Source organism: Streptomyces anandii JCM 4720, assembly GCF_014650655.1.
GTDB lineage: Bacteria > Actinomycetota > Actinomycetes > Streptomycetales > Streptomycetaceae > Streptomyces > Streptomyces anandii.
Genome location: NZ_BMVJ01000010.1, coordinates 124,082 through 142,225, shown reverse-complemented (window position 1 = coordinate 142,225; position 18,144 = coordinate 124,082). Strand labels below are relative to the sequence as shown.

12 protein-coding genes are annotated in these 18,144 nt (G+C 72.0%); 8 read left to right on the top strand and 4 right to left on the bottom strand.

Going from position 1 to position 18,144, the window contains the following annotated elements:
* The 3 genes from IE249_RS19595 to IE249_RS19585 all read left to right on the top strand — a co-directional run.
* Positions 1-4,046: type I polyketide synthase (locus tag IE249_RS19595; protein WP_229858847.1), on the top strand; the 4,046-nt coding region annotated here is incomplete at its 5' end.
* 208 nt (positions 4,047-4,254) lie between these two features.
* On the top strand, positions 4,255-5,544 hold the full coding sequence (locus tag IE249_RS19590; protein ID WP_229858845.1) for a L,D-transpeptidase: 1,290 nt from the start codon (positions 4,255-4,257) through the stop codon (positions 5,542-5,544).
* 148 nt (positions 5,545-5,692) lie between these two features.
* Positions 5,693-6,541 (top strand): SCO4651 family lipoprotein, encoded by an 849-nt coding sequence (locus IE249_RS19585; RefSeq protein WP_189706229.1) that lies wholly within the window; start codon positions 5,693-5,695, stop codon positions 6,539-6,541.
* A 266-nt stretch (positions 6,542-6,807) separates the two neighbouring features.
* On the opposite strand, the gene IE249_RS19580 is transcribed toward IE249_RS19585, so the two are convergent.
* Together IE249_RS19580 and IE249_RS19575 are read right to left on the bottom strand one after the other, a co-directional pair.
* Complete coding sequence (locus IE249_RS19580; protein WP_189706227.1) at positions 6,808-7,905, bottom strand: cobalamin B12-binding domain-containing protein; 1,098 nt, start codon at positions 7,903-7,905, stop codon at positions 6,808-6,810.
* Positions 7,902-9,599: a PP2C family protein-serine/threonine phosphatase gene (locus IE249_RS19575; protein ID WP_189706225.1), complete on the bottom strand. Its 1,698-nt coding sequence runs from the start codon at positions 9,597-9,599 to the stop codon at positions 7,902-7,904. The genes IE249_RS19580 and IE249_RS19575 overlap by 4 nt, the downstream gene beginning before the upstream one ends.
* Before the next feature lie 336 nt (positions 9,600-9,935).
* On the opposite strand from IE249_RS19575, the gene IE249_RS19570 reads away from it, so the two are divergent.
* Together IE249_RS19570 and IE249_RS19565 are read left to right on the top strand one after the other, a co-directional pair.
* The gene (locus IE249_RS19570) at positions 9,936-10,379 is read left to right on the top strand and encodes a globin domain-containing protein (protein ID WP_189706223.1); all 444 of its coding nucleotides are present in this window, start codon (positions 9,936-9,938) and stop codon (positions 10,377-10,379) included.
* Positions 10,380-10,388: 9 nt separating this feature from the next.
* Complete coding sequence (locus IE249_RS19565; protein WP_189706221.1) at positions 10,389-11,588, top strand: globin domain-containing protein; 1,200 nt, start codon at positions 10,389-10,391, stop codon at positions 11,586-11,588.
* Positions 11,589-11,877: 289 nt separating this feature from the next.
* Here IE249_RS19565 and ectB read toward each other — a convergent pair whose 3' ends face one another.
* Together ectB and IE249_RS19555 are read right to left on the bottom strand one after the other, a co-directional pair.
* A complete protein-coding gene (ectB, locus tag IE249_RS19560; RefSeq protein WP_189706219.1) occupies positions 11,878-13,173 on the bottom strand; it encodes a diaminobutyrate--2-oxoglutarate transaminase in 1,296 nt (431 codons plus the stop codon).
* 58 nt (positions 13,174-13,231) lie between these two features.
* The gene (locus IE249_RS19555; RefSeq protein ID WP_189706217.1) at positions 13,232-13,705 is read right to left on the bottom strand and encodes a hypothetical protein; all 474 of its coding nucleotides are present in this window, start codon (positions 13,703-13,705) and stop codon (positions 13,232-13,234) included.
* A 1,273-nt stretch (positions 13,706-14,978) separates the two neighbouring features.
* On the opposite strand from IE249_RS19555, the gene IE249_RS19550 reads away from it, so the two are divergent.
* The 3 genes from IE249_RS19550 to IE249_RS37870 all read left to right on the top strand — a co-directional run.
* The gene (locus IE249_RS19550; protein ID WP_189706215.1) at positions 14,979-15,731 is read left to right on the top strand and encodes an AfsR/SARP family transcriptional regulator; all 753 of its coding nucleotides are present in this window, start codon (positions 14,979-14,981) and stop codon (positions 15,729-15,731) included.
* A gap of 757 nt (positions 15,732-16,488) precedes the next feature.
* On the top strand, positions 16,489-17,514 hold the full coding sequence (locus IE249_RS19545; protein ID WP_229858843.1) for a methyltransferase: 1,026 nt from the start codon (positions 16,489-16,491) through the stop codon (positions 17,512-17,514).
* Positions 17,515-17,552: 38 nt separating this feature from the next.
* The coding region (locus tag IE249_RS37870; protein WP_229858842.1) for an AMP-binding protein at positions 17,553-18,144 on the top strand (592 nt) is incomplete at its 3' end.

The window sequence follows — 18,144 nt, the reverse complement described above, 5'->3', positions numbered from 1 at the left end:
TCGACGCGTTCACGCTGCCGGGGAGCCTGCCCAACATGGCGCCCGCGACCGTGAGCCGGCACTTCGGTCTCGGCGGACCGAGCTTCGTCGTCGACGCCGCCTGTTCCGGCTCGCTGATCGCGCTCGACCAGGCGGTCCTCCATCTGCGTCAGGGAACCTGCCGGGTGGCGGTCGTCGGCGGCGTCCACCTCAGTCTCACCCCGGACAGCCTGGTGGGCTTCTCACGCATCGGCGCCCTGTCGGCCACCGGCGTGTGCCGCCCGTTCGACGACCGGGCCGACGGCTTCGTCCTGGGCGAGGGCGCCGGCGTCGTGGTACTCAGGCCGCTTCAGGACGCGCTCGCCGAGGGGGACCGCGTCTACGCCGTCGTCAAGGGCGTCGGCGCCGCCAACGACGGTGTCTCTCCCGGGCCGATGTGTCCCACCGCGGACGGCCAACTGCTCGCCATGCGCCGCGCGTTCGACGACTCGGGACTGACGCCGTCCGCCGTGGGCTTCATCGAGGCCCACGGGACGGGTACGTCCGTCGGGGACCGCGTCGAGGTGGAGGCGCTGCGCCGGCTGCGCTCGGAGGACCCCGGCGGCGGTCCGGGCCCCTGCTACCTCTCCTCGGGCAAGGCCCTCATCGGGCACTCGCTGTCCGCCGCGGGCATCGCGGGGCTGATCAAGACGGCCCTGGTCGTCCACCACCGCACGATCGTGCCCCAGCCGGACACCAGCCCCGATCCGTCGCTGAAACTGGCGTCCGCCGGACTGCGCATCGCGGACACCGCACGGCCCTGGGCCGGGGAGGGCGACGACCGGCGGTGCGCCGCCGTCAGCTCCTTCGGCTTCGGCGGTACGAACGTCCACGTGGTCCTCCAGGAGGCGCCGGCCCCTCAGGATGCGCCCGCCCCCGCGGGTGTACGGGCCCGCCACCGGCAGCAGCCCCACGCACCGGCCGCACGCCCCCAGTTCGCCCTGCTCTCGGCCGGCTCCCCTCGGCTGCTCCAGGAGCACATGGGCGAGCTGCTCGAGACGCTGGAGCACATGCCCACGCCGTCGATGGCGGCCCTGGCGCACACGCTGGGCGGACGTGAGCCGCTGCCGAGCCGCCTCGCGGTCGTGGCCGCCGACGTGCCCGGATTCGTCCGGCGGCTGCGCCTCGCCCAGCGTCAACTGGCCGACGGCGCCCGGGGCGATCTCGGCGACGGTGTCTTCGCCGCCGACGCGCCGCTGCCGCCGGACGAGCGCCGCCTCGCCTTCGTCTACCCCGGCCAGGGCAGCCAGCGGCCCGGCATGATGGCGGACCTGCACCAGCGGTTCCCCGAGTTCCGCGCGGCGGTCGCCGGGCTCGGCGCCGTCGTCTCGCGGTGCACCGGCACCGACGTCGCGGAGCTGCTGTACGGGCCGACGGGAGCGGCCTCCGAGGAGGACGCGGAACTCCGGCGGCGGCTCGCCCGTACCGAGATCTGCCAGCCGCTGCTCGGCACCGTCCAGATCGCCGCCACCCGGCTGCTGGCCGCCTGCGGCATCATCCCCGATCTGGTGCTCGGGCACAGCGTCGGCGAGTTCGCGGCGGCCGCGGCGGCCGGCGTCCTCGACGACTCGGAGACCGTACGGCTGCTCGCCCACCGGGGCGCGGTACTGCGGGATGCCGAGGCCGAACCGCGCGGCGGGATGCTCGCGGTGCAGACCGACAAGGAGACGTGCCGACGGCTTCTGCACGACATCGACGACGTGTGGCTCGCGTGCTTCAACCAGCCGTGGCAGACCGTGGTCAGCGGCAGCCGGGAAGGGCTCGAAGCCCTGCGGAGGGCCTGCTGGGAGGCGGGTGTGGCGACGGCCGCGGTGAACGTGTCGAACGCCTTTCACTCGCCGCGGCTGGCGCGGGCCGACGACCTCATGCGCGCCGGCCTCGGCCCGCGTCCCCTCGCCCCTCCCCGGCTGCCCTTCGTCTCCGCCGTGAGCGGGACGGTGTGCGGCGAGCCCGGACAGCTGCGCGAACTGTGGGCACGCCACGCCTCCACTCCGGTCCGCTTCGACGACGCCGTGCGCAGCGCCTACGACGCGGGGGCCCGTGTCTTCCTCCAGGTGACCGGCGGCGGGTCTCTGCTCACCTCGGTCCGCCGCAACCTCGCCCGCCCCGGCCGCGACCTCGACGGCTCCGGCGAGCGCGACGCGGTGCACGTCCTCGCCCTGGACGGCGCGGCCCCGGACGAAGGGCGCGGTTTCCTGGAGGCGCTGGCCCGGCTGGCGGTTCTGGGGGTGCCGGTCGATCCGCGGGTGCCGGTGGCGGATGCCGGGGACCGCGGGGTGCTGGACCTGCCCGTGGCCCGGCTCGAGACCCAGTCCTACTGGGTGCCCTCGCCCGGAGCCGCCGTACCGGACGCCTCGCGCCCCACCGCCCCGGCGATCGCGCCGCTGCCCACTCCGGCGCGGCCGGCCGACGACCACCCGGCCGACAGCCACTCCCCCGAGGCCGCGGACACGGTGCCCCCGGACACGGTGCCCGCGGACACGGTGCCCCCGGACACGGTGCCCGCGGACACGGTGCTCGCGGAGATCGCCCGTGTCAGCGCGTTCCCCGTGAGCCATCTGCGGAGCGACCAGCGGCTGGTCGACGACCTCGGTTTCGACTCGCTGATGCTCACCGACCTGTTCACCGCCCTACGGCGCCGATGGCCCTCCCTCGCCTTCGACGAGCACTGCGCCCGGCCGACCGTCGGGGAGGTGACCGCGAGGATCACGGACAGTCCCGTAACACCGGCCGCAACGGCCCCTGTTGTCACTGACACCCCTGCCATCCCTGCGGTCCCCGAAACCGCTGAGACTCCCGATGAACACACGCGTATCGAATGCTTCCCGGAGGTCACCGCTCACCGCGAGCGGATGGAGATACTGGGCCGGCTGCGCCTGCAGAACCCGTACTTCCTGGTGCACGAAGCGGGCATGACCGACCGGACGGTCGTCGACGGCCGCGAGCTGATCTCCTTCTCCAGTTACAACTACCTGGGAATGGCCACGCACCCCGCGGTGCGGGCGGCGGTCAAGGAGGCCGTCGAACGGTGCGGTACGTCGGCGTCCGCCAGCCGGCTGCTGTCCGGCAGCCGTCCGCTGCACGGGGAACTGGAGAGCGAACTCGCCCGCACCCTCGGCACCGAGGACGCGATCACCATGGTGAGCGGCCACGCCACCAACGTCACCGTGATCGGGCATCTCGTCGGCCCCGGTGACCTGATCGTCCATGACGCGCTCGCGCACGACAGCATCCTTCAGGGCTGCGGCCTCTCGGGCGCGACCCGGCGGCCGTTCCCGCACAACGACGCGTCGGCGCTCGACGCGCTCCTCACCCGGGTCCGCCACCAGTACCGGCGGGTGCTCGTCGTCGTGGAGGGCGTCTACAGCATGGACGGAGACATCGCCGACCTGCCCGCGATCGTCGCCGTCAAGAAGCGGCACGGCGCGCTGCTGATGGTCGACGAGGCGCACAGCATCGGAGTCATCGGCGCGGGCGGGCGCGGGGTCGGCGAGCACTTCGACGTCGACCGCCGGGACGTGGACCTGTGGATGGGCACCCTGTCCAAGGCGCTCGCCGGGTGCGGCGGTTACGTCGCCGCGAACCGGGCCGTCGTCGACTACCTCAGGTACACCGCGCCGGGCTTCGTCTACAGCGCGGGCATGACGCCCGCGAACACGGCCGCGTCGCTGGCCGCGCTGCGGACGATGCGGGCCGAACCGCAGCGGCTGGCGCGGCTGCGGGAGAACTCCGCGCTCTTCGCGCGGCTGGCGCGGCAGGCGGGCGTCGACATCGGCGACAGTCACGGCACGCCCGTCGTCCCGTGCATCGTCGGTGACTCGGCGAGGACGCTCCGGCTGGCCCATGCCCTCTTCGAGGACGGGGTCAGCGTCAATCCGATCCTGCATCCCGCCGTCCCCGAGGAGCTGACCCGGCTCAGGTTCTTCATCACCTGCGACCACACCCCCGCCCAGATCCGGTCCACGGTGGCGGTGCTGGGGCGGCGGTTGCGGCGGTTGCGGCGGACGGAGCCGGCAGCGGCGGCCTGACGGGAGCGGCCGCGGGGCCCTGACGTGGGCGGATTCGCCCCGGCCAGGGCCCCGTCGCGATCCCGTCCGTACCCCCGTCGCGACCCCGTCCGTGCTCCCGTCGCCCACCCGTCGCCCTCCCGTGGCCTTCAGCACATTTTGCCCATTTCGGTGTCCATGTGTGCCTATAAATGACCCTAAAGCTCACACCACCGGCTTGGAGAAGCGTTTGATCACGGCACGTAACCGACGCACTGGACTGACGGCCGCGGCCGGCGTACTCGGCGGCGTACTCGCGGTGACGGCCCTCGGCGGCACCAGCAGCGCCGCCACCGGCGGCAACGGCACCGCCCCCGGGGCCGGCACCGCGGCACACCCGACATCGCAGGCACAGGATCAGACGCCCGCGCCCCAGGCGGACAAGGCGGCCGCCCAGGACGTGTCCGACGCCCGAATAACGATCACGCCGCCGCAGGGCTCGCACGGCGTCGGGATCAACGATCCCGTCTCGGTGACCGTCAGTGACGGCAAGCTCAGCAAGGTGACCATGACGGCCCTGGCGACCGGTGCCGAGGTCCGCGGCACGCTGTCCGCGGACGGCACGTCCTGGAAGCCGGACGGTCCGCTGAAGCGGGCCACCAAGTACCAGATCGCCGCGGAGGCCGACGACGCCAAGGGCCGCTCCGCCACAGCGAACGCGACGATCAGCACGGTCTCCCCGGCCAACGACTTCATCGGGCACCTCTCCCCCGCGAACGGCTCCACCGTCGGCGTGGGCATGCCGGTGACGGTCGACTTCGGCAAGGCGGTCGGCACCAAGGCCGCCAAGGCGGCCGTCGAGTCCGAGATCCAGCTCAGCTCCAGCAGCGGCCAGCAGGTCGTCGGGCACTGGCTCAACGACCACCGTCTGGACTTCCGTCCCAAGAACTACTGGAAGCCCGGCTCCACGGTCACGGTCAAGCTCGACCGCCAGGGCGTCGAGAAGACGGTCGCGTTCAAGATCGGCCGGAGCCAGATCAGCACGGTCGACGCCAGGACCAAGCAGATGACCGTCGTGCGCAACGGCAAGACGATCAAGACCGTCCCGATCTCCTCCGGGAGCGACGAGCACCCGACGTACAACGGGCGGATGGTCATCTCGGAGAAGTTCCGGCGGGTCCACATGAACGGTGCGACGGTCGGCCTCACGGAGAAGGACGGCAAGCCGTCGTACGACATCAAGGCCGTGCCGCACGCCATGCGCCTGACCGACTCGGGCACGTTCATCCACGGCAACTACTGGGGTGCCGACTCGGTCTTCGGAAAGGTCAACACCAGCCATGGCTGCGTGGGCCTGAAGGACGCGAGGGGCGGCGGCGACAGCAGGACGCCCGCGGCGTGGTTCTTCGACAACTCGATGGTCGGTGACGTCGTGATCGTCAAGAACTCCGTGGACAAGACCAAGCTGTCCCCGGACAACGGCCTCAGCGACTGGAACATGCCGTGGAGCGAGTGGGTCGCGGGCAGCGCCACCCACTGACGCCCGCGTCGCTCCCCCGCACCTCCGCACCCGCGTCCCCCCACAAGACGGCGGTCGGCACCACGCCGGCCGCCGTCCGCGGTGTCAGAGGCGGCCGATAGAGTCGGTCGGCGTTCACAACAGAATCACAGCAATTGGGGTGGGACAGATGAGACTGCGGCACACCGTGGCCCTGGTCGGAGTCACAGCGGCGACGCTGATGGCGACGTCCGCGTGCGGTGCGGACGGCGCCCGGACGGCCGCCAAGGCGGTCGACAACGCCGACAAGATCATGGCGGCGCTGGCGCGGGCGACCGACCGTACGGAGAACGTAGGGTCCGCCGAGGTCAGGATGACGACCGAGATGCCGGCGACCGGTCCGGTCAGCATGGACGGCACGTACTCCTGGGGCCACGGCTTCGCGTTCGACGTCGAGATGGACACCAAGGCCGTCCGCATGCAGCAGGTGCACGCGGCCGCCAAGACCCGCATGGTGTTCGTGAACGGCGCCTACTACTACGAGGTCGACCCCCAGCCGTCCGGCCCGCTCAAGGGCAAGCACTGGATGAAGATCGACGCGTCGGCGGTGTTCGGCGACAAGGGCGCGCAGGCCTTCCAGGGGACGTCCGGCGCGGGCAGCCCCGCTGCCTCCATGAAGGCCCTGAAGTACGCCAACAACGTCGACGACCTGGGCAAGGAGACCGTCGACGGTCAGAGCACGACCCACTACCGGGCCGTGGTCGACAAGGCGCACATGGGCAAGTTCAAGGACGCCTACGGCGACCAGAACAACGTCTTCGGCTCCATGACCGGCGGCAGCGATTCGATCACCATGGACATATGGGTCGGTGCCAAGGACCTGCCGGTCCGGATGAAGCAACGGTTCGGCACCGCGGTGGTGACGATGGACTTCGAGAAGTTCGGCGCCACGGCCGCGATCAAGGCGCCGCCCGCCGCGCAGACCGGTGACGTCACCGAGCAGCTGAAGAAGTCCGCCGCACAGCAGCAGCAGGGCTGAGCGTAAGGGCACCTCGGGGTGGCGGGCGCTCAGCCTCCACCCCGGGCCCCCACCTGCGCGGCCGCGACTCGGCGGCGCTGAGGAGGTGGCCTTCGCCGGGCCGCGTACCGTGGCCGGACGGTCGGGGACGAGTGCACGGTGGACACGGTGGACGCGGTACGGCCCGTCGGCCACGCCCTCGCAGGGCCCGGCCCACCGCGACCCGGCGGCCGCCCGTCAGCCTCGCCCCGCCGTCATCCAGCGCAGCTGTCATCCAGCGCCGCCCGTCAGCCCGGCCCCGCTGCCGGCCCGGCCTGGTCGTCGGGTGTGTGGGGGCCGTGGCCCTCGGCCGTGAGCCAGCACCGCCCGGCCTCCAGGTACGCGGCCGTCCGCGGAAGGCCGCGCAGCGGCTCGGACAGCGTCGCCAGAGCCGAGCCCAGGACGGCGGTGGGCACGCCCCGGGCGGGCAGGAACTGTGCGGCGAAGGAGAGATAGTCCGTGAGGACCCACGGATCGTCGACGTAGTTCGCCGCGGCCACCGCGTCCGGGAGACGGTTCAGGTCCTCCATCACGGCCTCGGCGTGCCGCGCGCCCGGCTCACTCAGCCACGGGTACCGCTCCAGCACATGGGCGCGCAGCCGCCGCAGCAACTCGGCCCGCTGCCGGACGATCCGGAAGTACTCCTCGTCGGCGAGGTGCTCCAGGGGCGCCGCTTCCTCCGGGGGCCGCGGCCACCGTAGGGCGAGCATGTCGGCGGCGGCGGCCGGATCGGGCGCGTACAGGTCGGCTCCGAGCTTGTGGGCCCAGACGCCTCCGGGTCCGAACCCCGAGCCGCCCGCGAGCACCGGCGCCCCCGCTCGTCGGCCGCACTCGACGAGGTGGTGCGCGGCGGGCAGACGCGACGGGATCATGCACGACAGGCCCACCAGGTCGGGCCCCTGCAGGTGCAGGTGGGACAGCAGGTGCGGGGCGAGGACGTTGGCGCCCAGAAACGTCACGTCGAAGCCGCGCAGTCGCAGCACCTCGGCGGCGATCCGAGCGGGCAGGGTGTGGCGCTCCCCCTCGACGCAGGCGAACAGGACCCGGCGGGCCGGTGCGGAGCCGCGGGGCCGCGAGGCGGTGGCCGCGGCGGCCACGGCGGCCACCACGCGCTCGCTCACATGGGTGGCCGCGTGCTCCTGGGCCACGCTCCACTCCGTGGTCACCCACCGGGCGCCGACGGCGGCCTGTGCCGAGGCGATCAGACCGAGCAGGATGTCCTCCGCCGCCACCCCGGACCGCAGCAGGCCCAGGGCCAGCGCGGTGGCCCCGGCCTCGTCGGCGTGGGCGAGGCGGTCGTCGAAGGCCGCGCGGACCTCCGACGCGACGGCGGACACGCCGGTCACCGCGGGACTCCTGGGGTGCCGGTGCCGGACGAACCCGATCGGGAGGGCAAGGCGGGCGAGGAAGACGAGGCAGGCGAGGACGGCGACGACTGGAGCGCCAGTACCGCGATGTCGTCGTGAGCACGTCCGGCCAGCCACTCGGCGACGCGCAGTTCGATCCGCTCGGCGACCGCGCCGGCGGGCATCCCCGCACAGCCCGCCAGGTCGTGCGCGAGCCGCTCGGCCCCGTACTCCTCGGCGCCGGTGGGGCCGCCTCGCGCCTCGGTGACCCCGTCGCTGTACAGCAGGATCAACTCGTCGCGCGCCAGGCGGACCGCGGCCTGGCCGAATTCCGCGCCGGGCAGGGCACCGACCAGCATCCCGCCCACGTCCACCGCCTCCACGGCTCCGTCACGGCGCAGCACCAGCGGCGGCGGATGCCCGCCACCGGCGAGCACGACGTCCAGCGCGCCCCGGCCGGCCGGGCGGGCCGCGCCCATGACCAGGCTGGCGAACCGGCCCGAGTCCGCCTCGAGCAACGACCGGTTGAGCACGTCGAGCACTCGCAGCGGCCGGGATTCGACGAGGGCCAGGGTCCGCAGGCTCTGGCGGACGTGACCGCTGAGCACGGCCGCCTCCACGCCCTTGCCGCAGACGTCCCCCAGGGTGAACCGCACGCCCCCGCCGCCGTCCCGCGCGGGTTCCACCTGGTAGAAGTCGCCGCCGAAGCCCAGTGCCTCGGGGGCGGGACGGTAGGCGGCGCCGAGCCGCACGCCCGGCACCTCCGGCAGCGGGGCCGGATCCAGGCCCGACTGGAGCACGGCCGCGGTGTGGGCCTGCTGGGCGTAGAGGCCGGCGGTCGACAGCGCCAGACCGGCCCGGAAGGCGAACTCACGCACCACGGCGGAGTCCGCGGCGGACCGGTCCCCGGCTCCGCTCGCGCGGACGAGAACCAGAGCCCCCGCCGGGGCCCCGCCGCCCGGCAGCGCCGTCACGAAGCACTCCCCTCCGGGGCCCGCGGCCGGAGGCGCCGCCCCGCCGAGCGCGGCGAGATCGCCCGGTCGGCAGGGGGCCGGCCGCGGCGACAGGCCGGACAGCGCCTTCGCCAGTCGCGGCACACGCTCGAGGGTGGCCGCAGGCAACGCTCCGGCCTCCACCGCCGCGCCCGGTGCGGCGCAGCGGTGCCAGTCCACGTGGCCTCCACGCGGCGACAGCACGAGCAGCGCGGCGTCTGCCAGGGCCGGCACGGCGAGTTCCACCACGCTGCGGGCGGTGCGGCCGTGGTGCAGGGAGGCTCCCAGCCGTCGGCCCGCCTCGCTCAGGAACGCCACCCGGCGCCGCTCGGCGCGCAGTTCCACCGCGCACCCGTGCATCTCGGTGTCGTCGCTGACGAGCCATACCGAGCAGTCCCGCACCGTGCTCCTGCGGCCGGTCAGCCACCGGCCGAGGAACTCGACGTCGAAGCGCGCCGCCGAGGCGGCGACCGCTTGTCCCAGGGGTCCGGCCACCTCGGGGTCCGGCGTCATCCCCGGCCGCAAACCCGGAAAGCAGACGGCGGCCGGGCCGTTGCACCAGCTGACCACGCCGGAAGCGTCGCAGACCACGACCGCCTGGTCGACGAGGTCGAGCAGGGCGTCCGGCAGCTTCCGTCCGGGACGGTCCCGCGCCTGCCCGCCGCCGTGCGGGGCCGGGCGCCTGGCCCGTGCGTCCGTCACCGCTCCCGTGCCCCGGGAGGACGGACCCGGACGGAAAGCGGAAAACGGCCGACTGCCAGGCCGGCCGGTGCGGAGAACTTGCACACCGCCGCTTCACACTCCGAAACTCAAGAAGTCCCTTGGATCCGTTTTCCACCTTACGGCGAGACGAGCCGGGGCACCGCTCGCGAGACACCGCGGCCGCCAAGAACGACGAACACCCGCCATGGGCGAGAGCAGAGCAATTCATCCCATCAGCACATTCTTGGCGATATAGCAGAACGGACACAGTGACACTGCTAACAGATAACGCTTTCATAACATGACGTCCGGCGTAGCGCTGTACAGTCTGGCGCCATGACTCTGGACACTGCACTGGTCACACGCAGTTTCGCCGCCGTCGAGCCGTACGGGCCCGACGTCGCCGCCTACTTCTACGACCACCTCTTCGCCCACAATCCCGAAGTGCGGCCCCTTTTCGCCGCGCATATCGACGAGCAGCGCGACCGGCTGTGGGCCGCACTGCGCACTCTGGTCGCCAACCTCGGGAAGCCGCAGAATTTACAGAGCATCCTGGAAGGCCTCGGACGCCGCCACGCCGCATACGGTGCTTTGCCGGAGCACTATCCCGCAGTCGGCGCCAGCCTCCTCGCCACGCTAGAGCACTTCGCCGGAGACAGCTGGGACTCCGCCACCGCGCAGGCGTGGAGCACCCTGTTCGGCATCGTGAGCGCCGCCATGACCGGCGCCGCGGCGGACGCCGCCGAGGGCGGGTCCGCAGACGCCGCGACCGTTGCCTGAGGCCCGCCCATGGCTTTGGACCCGGCACTGCTGTGCGCCAGCCTCTCCATCGTCGAGCGCCGCGCCAATCAGGCCTCCGCCTACTTTTACGCGCATCTGTTCGCGAACAACCCGGACGTACGGTCGCTCTTCCCTGTCGAGATGGCGGAACAGCAGGACCGTCTGTTCGCGGCCCTCACCCAACTCGTCCTGCTGTTGGATGCCCCTGAGCGACTCGACGCCTACCTCGCCGCCCTCGGCCGGGACCACCGGAAGTTCGAGGTCCGGCCCGAGCACTACCCGGCGGTGGGCGCCAGCCTGCTCGCCACCCTCCGGGAGTTCTGCGGGAACACCTGGACGCCGGCGGTCGAGAAGGCGTGGACCGAGGCGTACTCGGTCATCTCCCAGGCGATGATCGGTGCGGCGGCAGCGGTGCCACCCGCCACGCCGGCCTGGTGGGACGCCCGGATCGTCGAGCGACGGCAACCCCTGTCCGACCTCGTCATTCTCACTCTCGCACCGGACCGGTCCTATCCCTTCGTGCCCGGCCAGTACCTCACCCTCTGCAGTCCACACGCTCCCCGGGTGTGGCGGCCCTTCTCCATCGCCAACGCGCCCCGCCCCGACGGCACTGTGGAGCTGCACGTGCGCAAGGTCCCCGAGGGCGTGGTGAGCACCGCCCTGGTCGACGCGGCCCATGTCGGTGAGGCACTGCGGCTGGGGCCACCGCTCGGAGACGCGGTCCTGCCTCCCGGCTCACAGCGGCCTCTGCTGGCGGTGGCGGGCGGCACCGGCTGGGGGCAGACCAAGGCGGTGCTGGAGCAGGAGGCTTACGCCCCGCGCCGCACCACCCTGTTCCTCGGCGGTCGCTGCGGAGGCGACCACTACGACCTGGCCGCCGTGCGACTGCTGACGGAGCGTCACCCCTGGCTGGAGGTGGTGCTGATCCCCGGCCAGGGCGCGCCCGGATCCGCGGCGGTGCGGATGATGCAGACCGCCATCACGGACCGTGGCAGCTGGGCGGGACACGACGTCCATCTGAGCGGGCCGCCCGACATGGTCCGCGAGGTGGCCGGTCTGCTGCGGTCGCGATGCGACGTGGCCGGTGAGCTCATCCGCCACGACCCGTTGCCCACGACGTTCTGCCGCAGCAGGCCGACCAACAGCGCCGATCGGTTCCTGATGGAGCGGGACGTCTGCTGGATCAACCGCACCGAGCTCGGCATTTGACGAACTCGTGCGCCGATTCCGGTTCGCCGCCAAGGCCCCGCTTCTGTCTCGTACAGCAGGTCCGCGGATCGCCGGGCCGCTCGGCGCGAAGAGCCCCCGGACGCGGCTGAAGCTCCCCGAGGCTGCCGGTGGAGCGCGACCGTCATCGATCCGGCGCGGATCCTCGAAGCGGCTCGACGGGGGACGGCGGTGCCCCCGCCCTCCGCACCGCAAGAACGGCTCGAGGGGGGACTGTCGCGCTCGGACCCTGGCCACCACACTCCGCGACGATCAGCGCACCAGCCCCCGGCTACGCCCTGCCGCTCGGCGAGGCCGTCTCCCGCACCGCGCAGGCCAAGGCGTGCAGGCCGTCGTCGAGCTCAGCGGAGGTCATCGTGAGCGAGGGCAGCAGCTTGACCACCTCGTTGTCCGGTCCGGAGGTCTCGACCAGCAGGCCGAGTTCGAAGGCCCGCGTCGCGACCCGGGCCGCACGGTCCCTGTCGTGGAACTCCAGGCCCCACACCAGGCCTCGGCCCCTGAACTCCTTGGTCTCCTCGGGGTGTTCGGCATGGATCCGCGCCAGCGCCCGCTCGACCTGTTCGCCGCGCAGCAGAGTCTGCTTCTCCAGCTGGTCGTCGGTCCAGTAGGCGTTGAGCGCGGCGGTGGCGGTGACGAAGGCGGGGTTGTTGCCGCGGAAGGTTCCGTTGTGCTCGCCCGGCTCCCAGATGTCGAGTCGTGACCTGAACAGGCACAGCGCCATGGGCAGTCCGTAACCGCTGATGGACTTCGACACGGTGACGATGTCGGGGACGATGCCCGACTCCTCGAAGGAGAAGAAGGCGCCGGTGCGGCCGCAGCCCATCTGGATGTCGTCCACGATCAGCAGCATGTCGTTGCGCCGGCACAGCTCGGCGAGTTCGCGGAGCCATTCGGGCCGGGCCAGGTTGATGCCGCCCTCGCCCTGCACGGTCTCGACGATCGCGGCCGCGGGGCGGTCGAGTCCGGAGCCCTTGTCCGCCAGGAGCCGCTCGAACCAGGCGAAGGCGGGGGCGTCGTCGAGGTAGCCGTCGTAGGGCATCGGGATGCTGTGGGCCAGCGGCACACCCGCCCCGGCTCGTTTGAAGGAGTTGCCGGTGACCGCGAGCGAGCCGAGGGTCATGCCGTGGAAGGCGTTCGTGAACGACACGACGGGCTCGCGGCCCTTGACCTTGCGGGCCAGCTTCAGCGCCGCCTCGACGGCGTTGGTGCCGGTCGGGCCCGGGAACATCACCTTGTACGGCAGGTCCCGGGGCCGCAGGATCACGTCCCGGAAGGTCTCCAGGAACGTGCGCTTGGCCGTGGTCGACATGTCCAGACCGTGGGTGACGCCGTCACGCTGCAGGTAGTCCAGCAACGCCTCTTTGAGGACGGGGTTGTTGTGGCCGTAGTTGAGCGAGCCGGCCCCGGTGAAGAAGTCGAGGTACGCGCGGCCCCGCTCGTCGTACAGATACGAGCCGCAGGCACGGTCGAAGACGGTCGGCCAGCCGCGGCAGTAGCTGCGGATCTCCGACTCCAGGGTTTCGAAGACGTCCGGATCGGGTTCAGTGACCCCGTGACGACGGTCCATGGCACATCCTTGGGGGGCAGAGGGTGGACAGGCGGAGGGAACGAGCGGGTAGGTGGCGTCAGACCGCGGCCGCGAGGTAGCGGAGCGAGGCCGGATTCGGGTGGGCGACGACCCGGCCGGGTGCCCGGCTGCGGGCCGCCAGGACTTCCCGCAGCAGCGCCTCCCTCTGGTGCGGCGCGCCCGAGCGGCCGGTCAGGACCCGCTGCCACACGCGGGTGGTCTCGCGCGAACCGGGATCGCCCGGGTGACCGGAGCGGTACGACGCACGGCAGTGGAGTACGAGGCCGCCGCCTTGCCCGGAAAGCAGTCGCGGCTCGGAAAGCAGTCGTGACAGGCCGATACGGACGGAGGTCTCGGGAAACTCCACCCTCACCTCGTCCCGCTGGCACACGACCTGCAGGGCATCGGCCAGTCGGCTGTCCGCGATGATCAGGCTGAACCGGAGGGCGAGGCCGTGCCGTTGAATGTCGGCTCCGTGCCGGCGCCGCTGCGCGTGGCGGACTGCACGGGGTGGGGTGCTCGGGTCGGGCATGTAGCTGTCTCCTGCCTGTGGCCCGCTGTGCGCTGTCTCGTGGCGGACGGCGGGCCTGCTGGTGAGGGCCGGCCGGGTCTTGGGGGCCGGGGAAATGCCGCTCGGGCGGCGGGGCGACTGCACGGGCGCGGTACCTGCCCGGTGCGGGCCCGGCTCTCCCGTCCTCGCAGCGGGCAACTGGGCGTCTTGGCGCATGATGACGACGGCGGCTCACCGGCGATGACGCACGCGGATCAGCTCGTCGAGGCGCGCGGTCGCGGTGGCGGGTCCATCGGTCCGATGGTCCAAAGGTACGAGCGCGGGTCGGCCGTCCTCATAGCCGGTCAGTCGGCCAATGCACTGGGCGCTGCTTATCAATAACGCGTTCGCATCGTGAACTCCTTCAGGCGCGGATTCGGCCGGAGACTGAGTTGATTGGGGACCCCCGGAAGTGTGGCAAACGGCGTTCAAGAATCGGTTGGAGAGAATGTCGAATCGCAGCTCGGGGGCGCCTTGCACTGATTGCGGCGGTCCTGTGCGGGTGACCGGTGGCCGTTACCGCTGTGAAACCAGGAGGTTTCACCGGCTGCCTGGGGGGGTGGTGTCGGCCAGGCGCCTGGCCGGCGGCTGCGGGCCGCCGACCCCCCGGAGGGGGCGAGGACGGGGTGGTGCGGGCGGGCGGCTGAGGGGTGACGGCCGAGGCCGCGCGGCCGGCGGTCACGCAGGATTCCGCAGACCGGTGAACGTCTCCATCCGCACTCGCCGGGTGGTGCACCGCACTCAGAAAATGTCCTGATCGCGGCCTACCGGGCAGTCCCTTGGGCCGTCAGGGTGCCCTGAGGCCGCTGGTGCAGATTGCGCCATTTCCCCGTCTCGCGGCTGGACTCGCACGTCCGCCTGCCCGGCGGCCGGACCGAGGAGCCACCGCGGCGACGCGGCTCCGCGTTCCCCCAGGCGATTCCTGGCCCCTGGGCTGCTTCGCCCCTCCGGCGACAATCCCCACATAAAGGGCGAAACGGGTTTTCGTCCGTCCCTGGTACCGGTGTTGTATGCAAAGGTCATTCGTAGCTTTAGCGCCACAGGACGTCCATGCGGACCTGGTTGACCCTTCAAACCGCTGTGTATCTTTCTTAGTGCTTCAGTGAATCTGGATGGGGCACCGACATCTATCCGAAATGGGGGACTGGTGTATCGCTCGAAGCATTTGAACGAACGTAATCGGAAACAGCTTCCACAAGAATGTCCTGTGACCGAGGACGGCGGAGTCGCTGTTCATGGGGGAGTTCTCGGCCCCTTGTATCTGGGCGTCTCCGCGTCGGCCGAAGGCGTCGCGATCGCACCGAAGGTCCGCACCGTGATGGCCATGCTCCTGGTCCACGCCGACCAGGTGGTTCCGGTCCACACCTTCATGCGCGAACTCTGGGGCGAACGACCGCCGGCGACCGCTCTGCGTACCCTGCAGACCTACATACTGAACTGCAGAAAAACGCTGTCGCGAGTCACCGGCCGCTCAGCCACCCATGTCGCCCAGGAGATCCTGGTGACCGGGGCCGACGGTTATGGGCTGAGGGGTACTCACGCCCGCCTGGACTGGCGTGAGTTCGAGCGGCTGAAGAACCTCGGGACCAAGGCTCTGGAAGGCGGCCAGTGCGCGGCCGGGATCGAACTGCTCGACGCCGCACTGGCGTTGTGGCGGGGCGATGCCCTGGTCGACACCCCGGAAGGTCCCGTACTCCATTCCAAACGGCGCTTCTTCGAGGAGTCACGGCTCGACGCCATAGCGGTACGGGCCGAGGCGCAGATCAAGGCCGGCCTGCATCAGCGGGCCATCACGCAGCTCGCCGCCGTGACCACCGAGCACACGCTCCACGAGGGTCTGCACGCCCAGTACGCCCGCGCGCTCGCGCTCGGCGGACGCCGGGCCGAGGCCCTGGGCGTGCTGCGGACGCTGCGCACCCGGCTGGTGAGCGAGATCGGGATCGAACCCGGCGCGCCGCTCAGGGAACTCCAGCTGGCCATACTGAAGTCGGAGCCCGGCGCCGTGTGAGCCGCGCTCCGCAGCCGGCCACAGGCCGGCTGCGGAGCGCGGATTCCGGCCGCCGGGCGGCTCTGGCGGCACGCAGAGCGCCGCCGACCGGGACGCGGCCGTCCCCATGGGCTCGCGCCGCGCATCAGCCGGTCCGCGCGTCGTGGACCGCGGCGCGAGGGTGCGTGGACTGCGCCGCGAGAGTGCGTGGACCGTGCCGCGAGAGTGCGTGGACCGCCCCGCGAGGACGCGTGGACCGTGCCGCGAGAGTGCGTGGGACTGCGGCGCGAGGGAGCATGGACGGTGCCGCGAGGGTGCGGGGCACCGGCATCCTGAGGACGCCCGCCGTCCTGGAGAGGCAGCGCAGCGACGCTGCGGGCCCCGCGAGTGAGAGGCGCCCCGGTCCCCGGCCGCAAGCCGGGCCGCGGACCGCCCGACTCGGCGCCGCGGAACGGGCGAAACCTCGCGCTCCACCTCTTTTGGGGTCGCCTCCTGGCACCCTCCCGGCAGCCCGGCCACGCCGACAAACCCCCTTGGCCTGCTCCTCTGTCATATCCAGGCTGGACGTTGAACGCTTCTGGGGCTTGGTCCCGACAAGCTCTCGACAGGCGTTTGCGAGGCTGACGGCGCGAACGGCCCCCGGCGACGGGGATACGGCTCGCATCCGGCGGCCGGAACGGTCGGGGCCGTACACGGGCCCGGCGGCGTCCGGCCGGTACCGGCACCGAGGCAGAGCACACCGGTCGGCCCGACCACGGAGGATCAGGGAGGCGTGTACGTGACCACGCGGAACGCGACCGAGAGCACGGCGGGGCGGCAGCTGATCGAGCTGATGGCCGGCTTCTGGAAGACGCAGGCCGTCTGCATGGCCACCGAGCTGGGGATCGTCGACCGCATCGCGGCCGCGGGCCGGATCGGCGCCGTCGACCTTGCCCACCGCACCGCCACCGACGCCGACGCCCTGGGACGGCTGCTGCTGTTCCTCGACAGCCTCGGCGTGGTCGACGGCGACGAGGCAGGTGGCTACACCCTCACCCCCGTCGGCGAGTTGCTGCGTACCGACGCCCCTGACTCGATGAGCGACCACGTGCGCGTCTACGGCTCGCACTTCTACCAGGCGTGGGGTGCCCTGTCCCACTCCCTGCACACCGGACGATCGGCGTTCACCCGTGTCTTCGGCAGCGACCTGTTCTCGTACCTGCACCAGAACCCCGACGTGTCGCTGACGTACGAACGCGCCATGACGGCCGGCACCCCCTTCTTCGCCGAGGTCGCCCAAACCTTCGACTTCTCCGGGGCCCGCCGGATCGTGGACGTCGCCGGCGGGCACGGAGCGCTCCTCGAGGAGATCCTGAAGGCGCATCCCGGCCCCCGCGCCGTACTGTTCGACGCACCCGACGTGATCGAGGAGACGGCGAACCGTTCGATCGCCACGGTGCACGCGGACCGCTGCGAGCGGATCGCCGGCGACTTCTTCGAGTCGGTGCCCGCCGACGGCGACGTCTACCTCCTGTCGCGGATCCTGCACTGCTTCGACGACGAGGCCTGCCAACGGATCCTCCTCAACTGCCGCCGCGCGATGGCCCCGGGCGCCCGGCTGGTGATTGTGGAACGCATCCTCACCAAGGACACCGGCTCCTCGCTCACCCAGGGCTACAACCTGCACATGCTCGTGGTGTTCGGCGGGGGCCGCGAACGGGACGAGGCGCACTACCGCGCCCTCCTTGAAAGAGCCGGGTTCGCCGTGGAATCCCTGCACCGGCTCCCGCTGGAGACCCATCTGCTCACCGCGGTGCCCAGCTGACCCCTCGCCACTCGCCCCCTACGGACCCTGGAGAGCCCTTGAACAGCCAGGCCCCGTCCCCGCACCTCACCGCCGACCCGGATCCACGGCTCCGGCCCGAACTTCCCCTGGCGCCGGGTGCGGTCACCCGGGCACGCGAACTGGCCCTGCGCAACCCGGTGGCCCTCGACACGACGACCGCCCTCCTCGACCACGTCGCCCGGCACGCCCGGACCCGGCCGGACGCCTGCGCGGTCCTGGACGGCGAACGCTCGCTGAACTACGGACAGTTGCTCGCCAGGGTCGCCTCGGCGAGGGACGCGCTGTACGCCCACGGAGTGCGCACCGGTGACGTGGTCGCCGCCGTCGGGCCGCGCAGCGCGCACACGCCGGTCGCCTTCCTGGCCCTGGAGAGCCTCGGGGCGTCGTATCTGCCGATCGACATGAGCTGGCCGGAGAGCCGCGTCCGGGACGTGCTCGGCCGCAGCAAACCGGCCCTGCTGCTCGACTACTCCGACCGCACCGCCTCGGCCGCGCGCTCGGCGGCCGATGCCGAGGGGATCGGCACGCTGAGCCTGCCGACAGAAGGCAAGCCCGGCCCCCTGGACGGGCACCCGTACGGCGACCGCACCGGCGAGGCCCGGTACACGA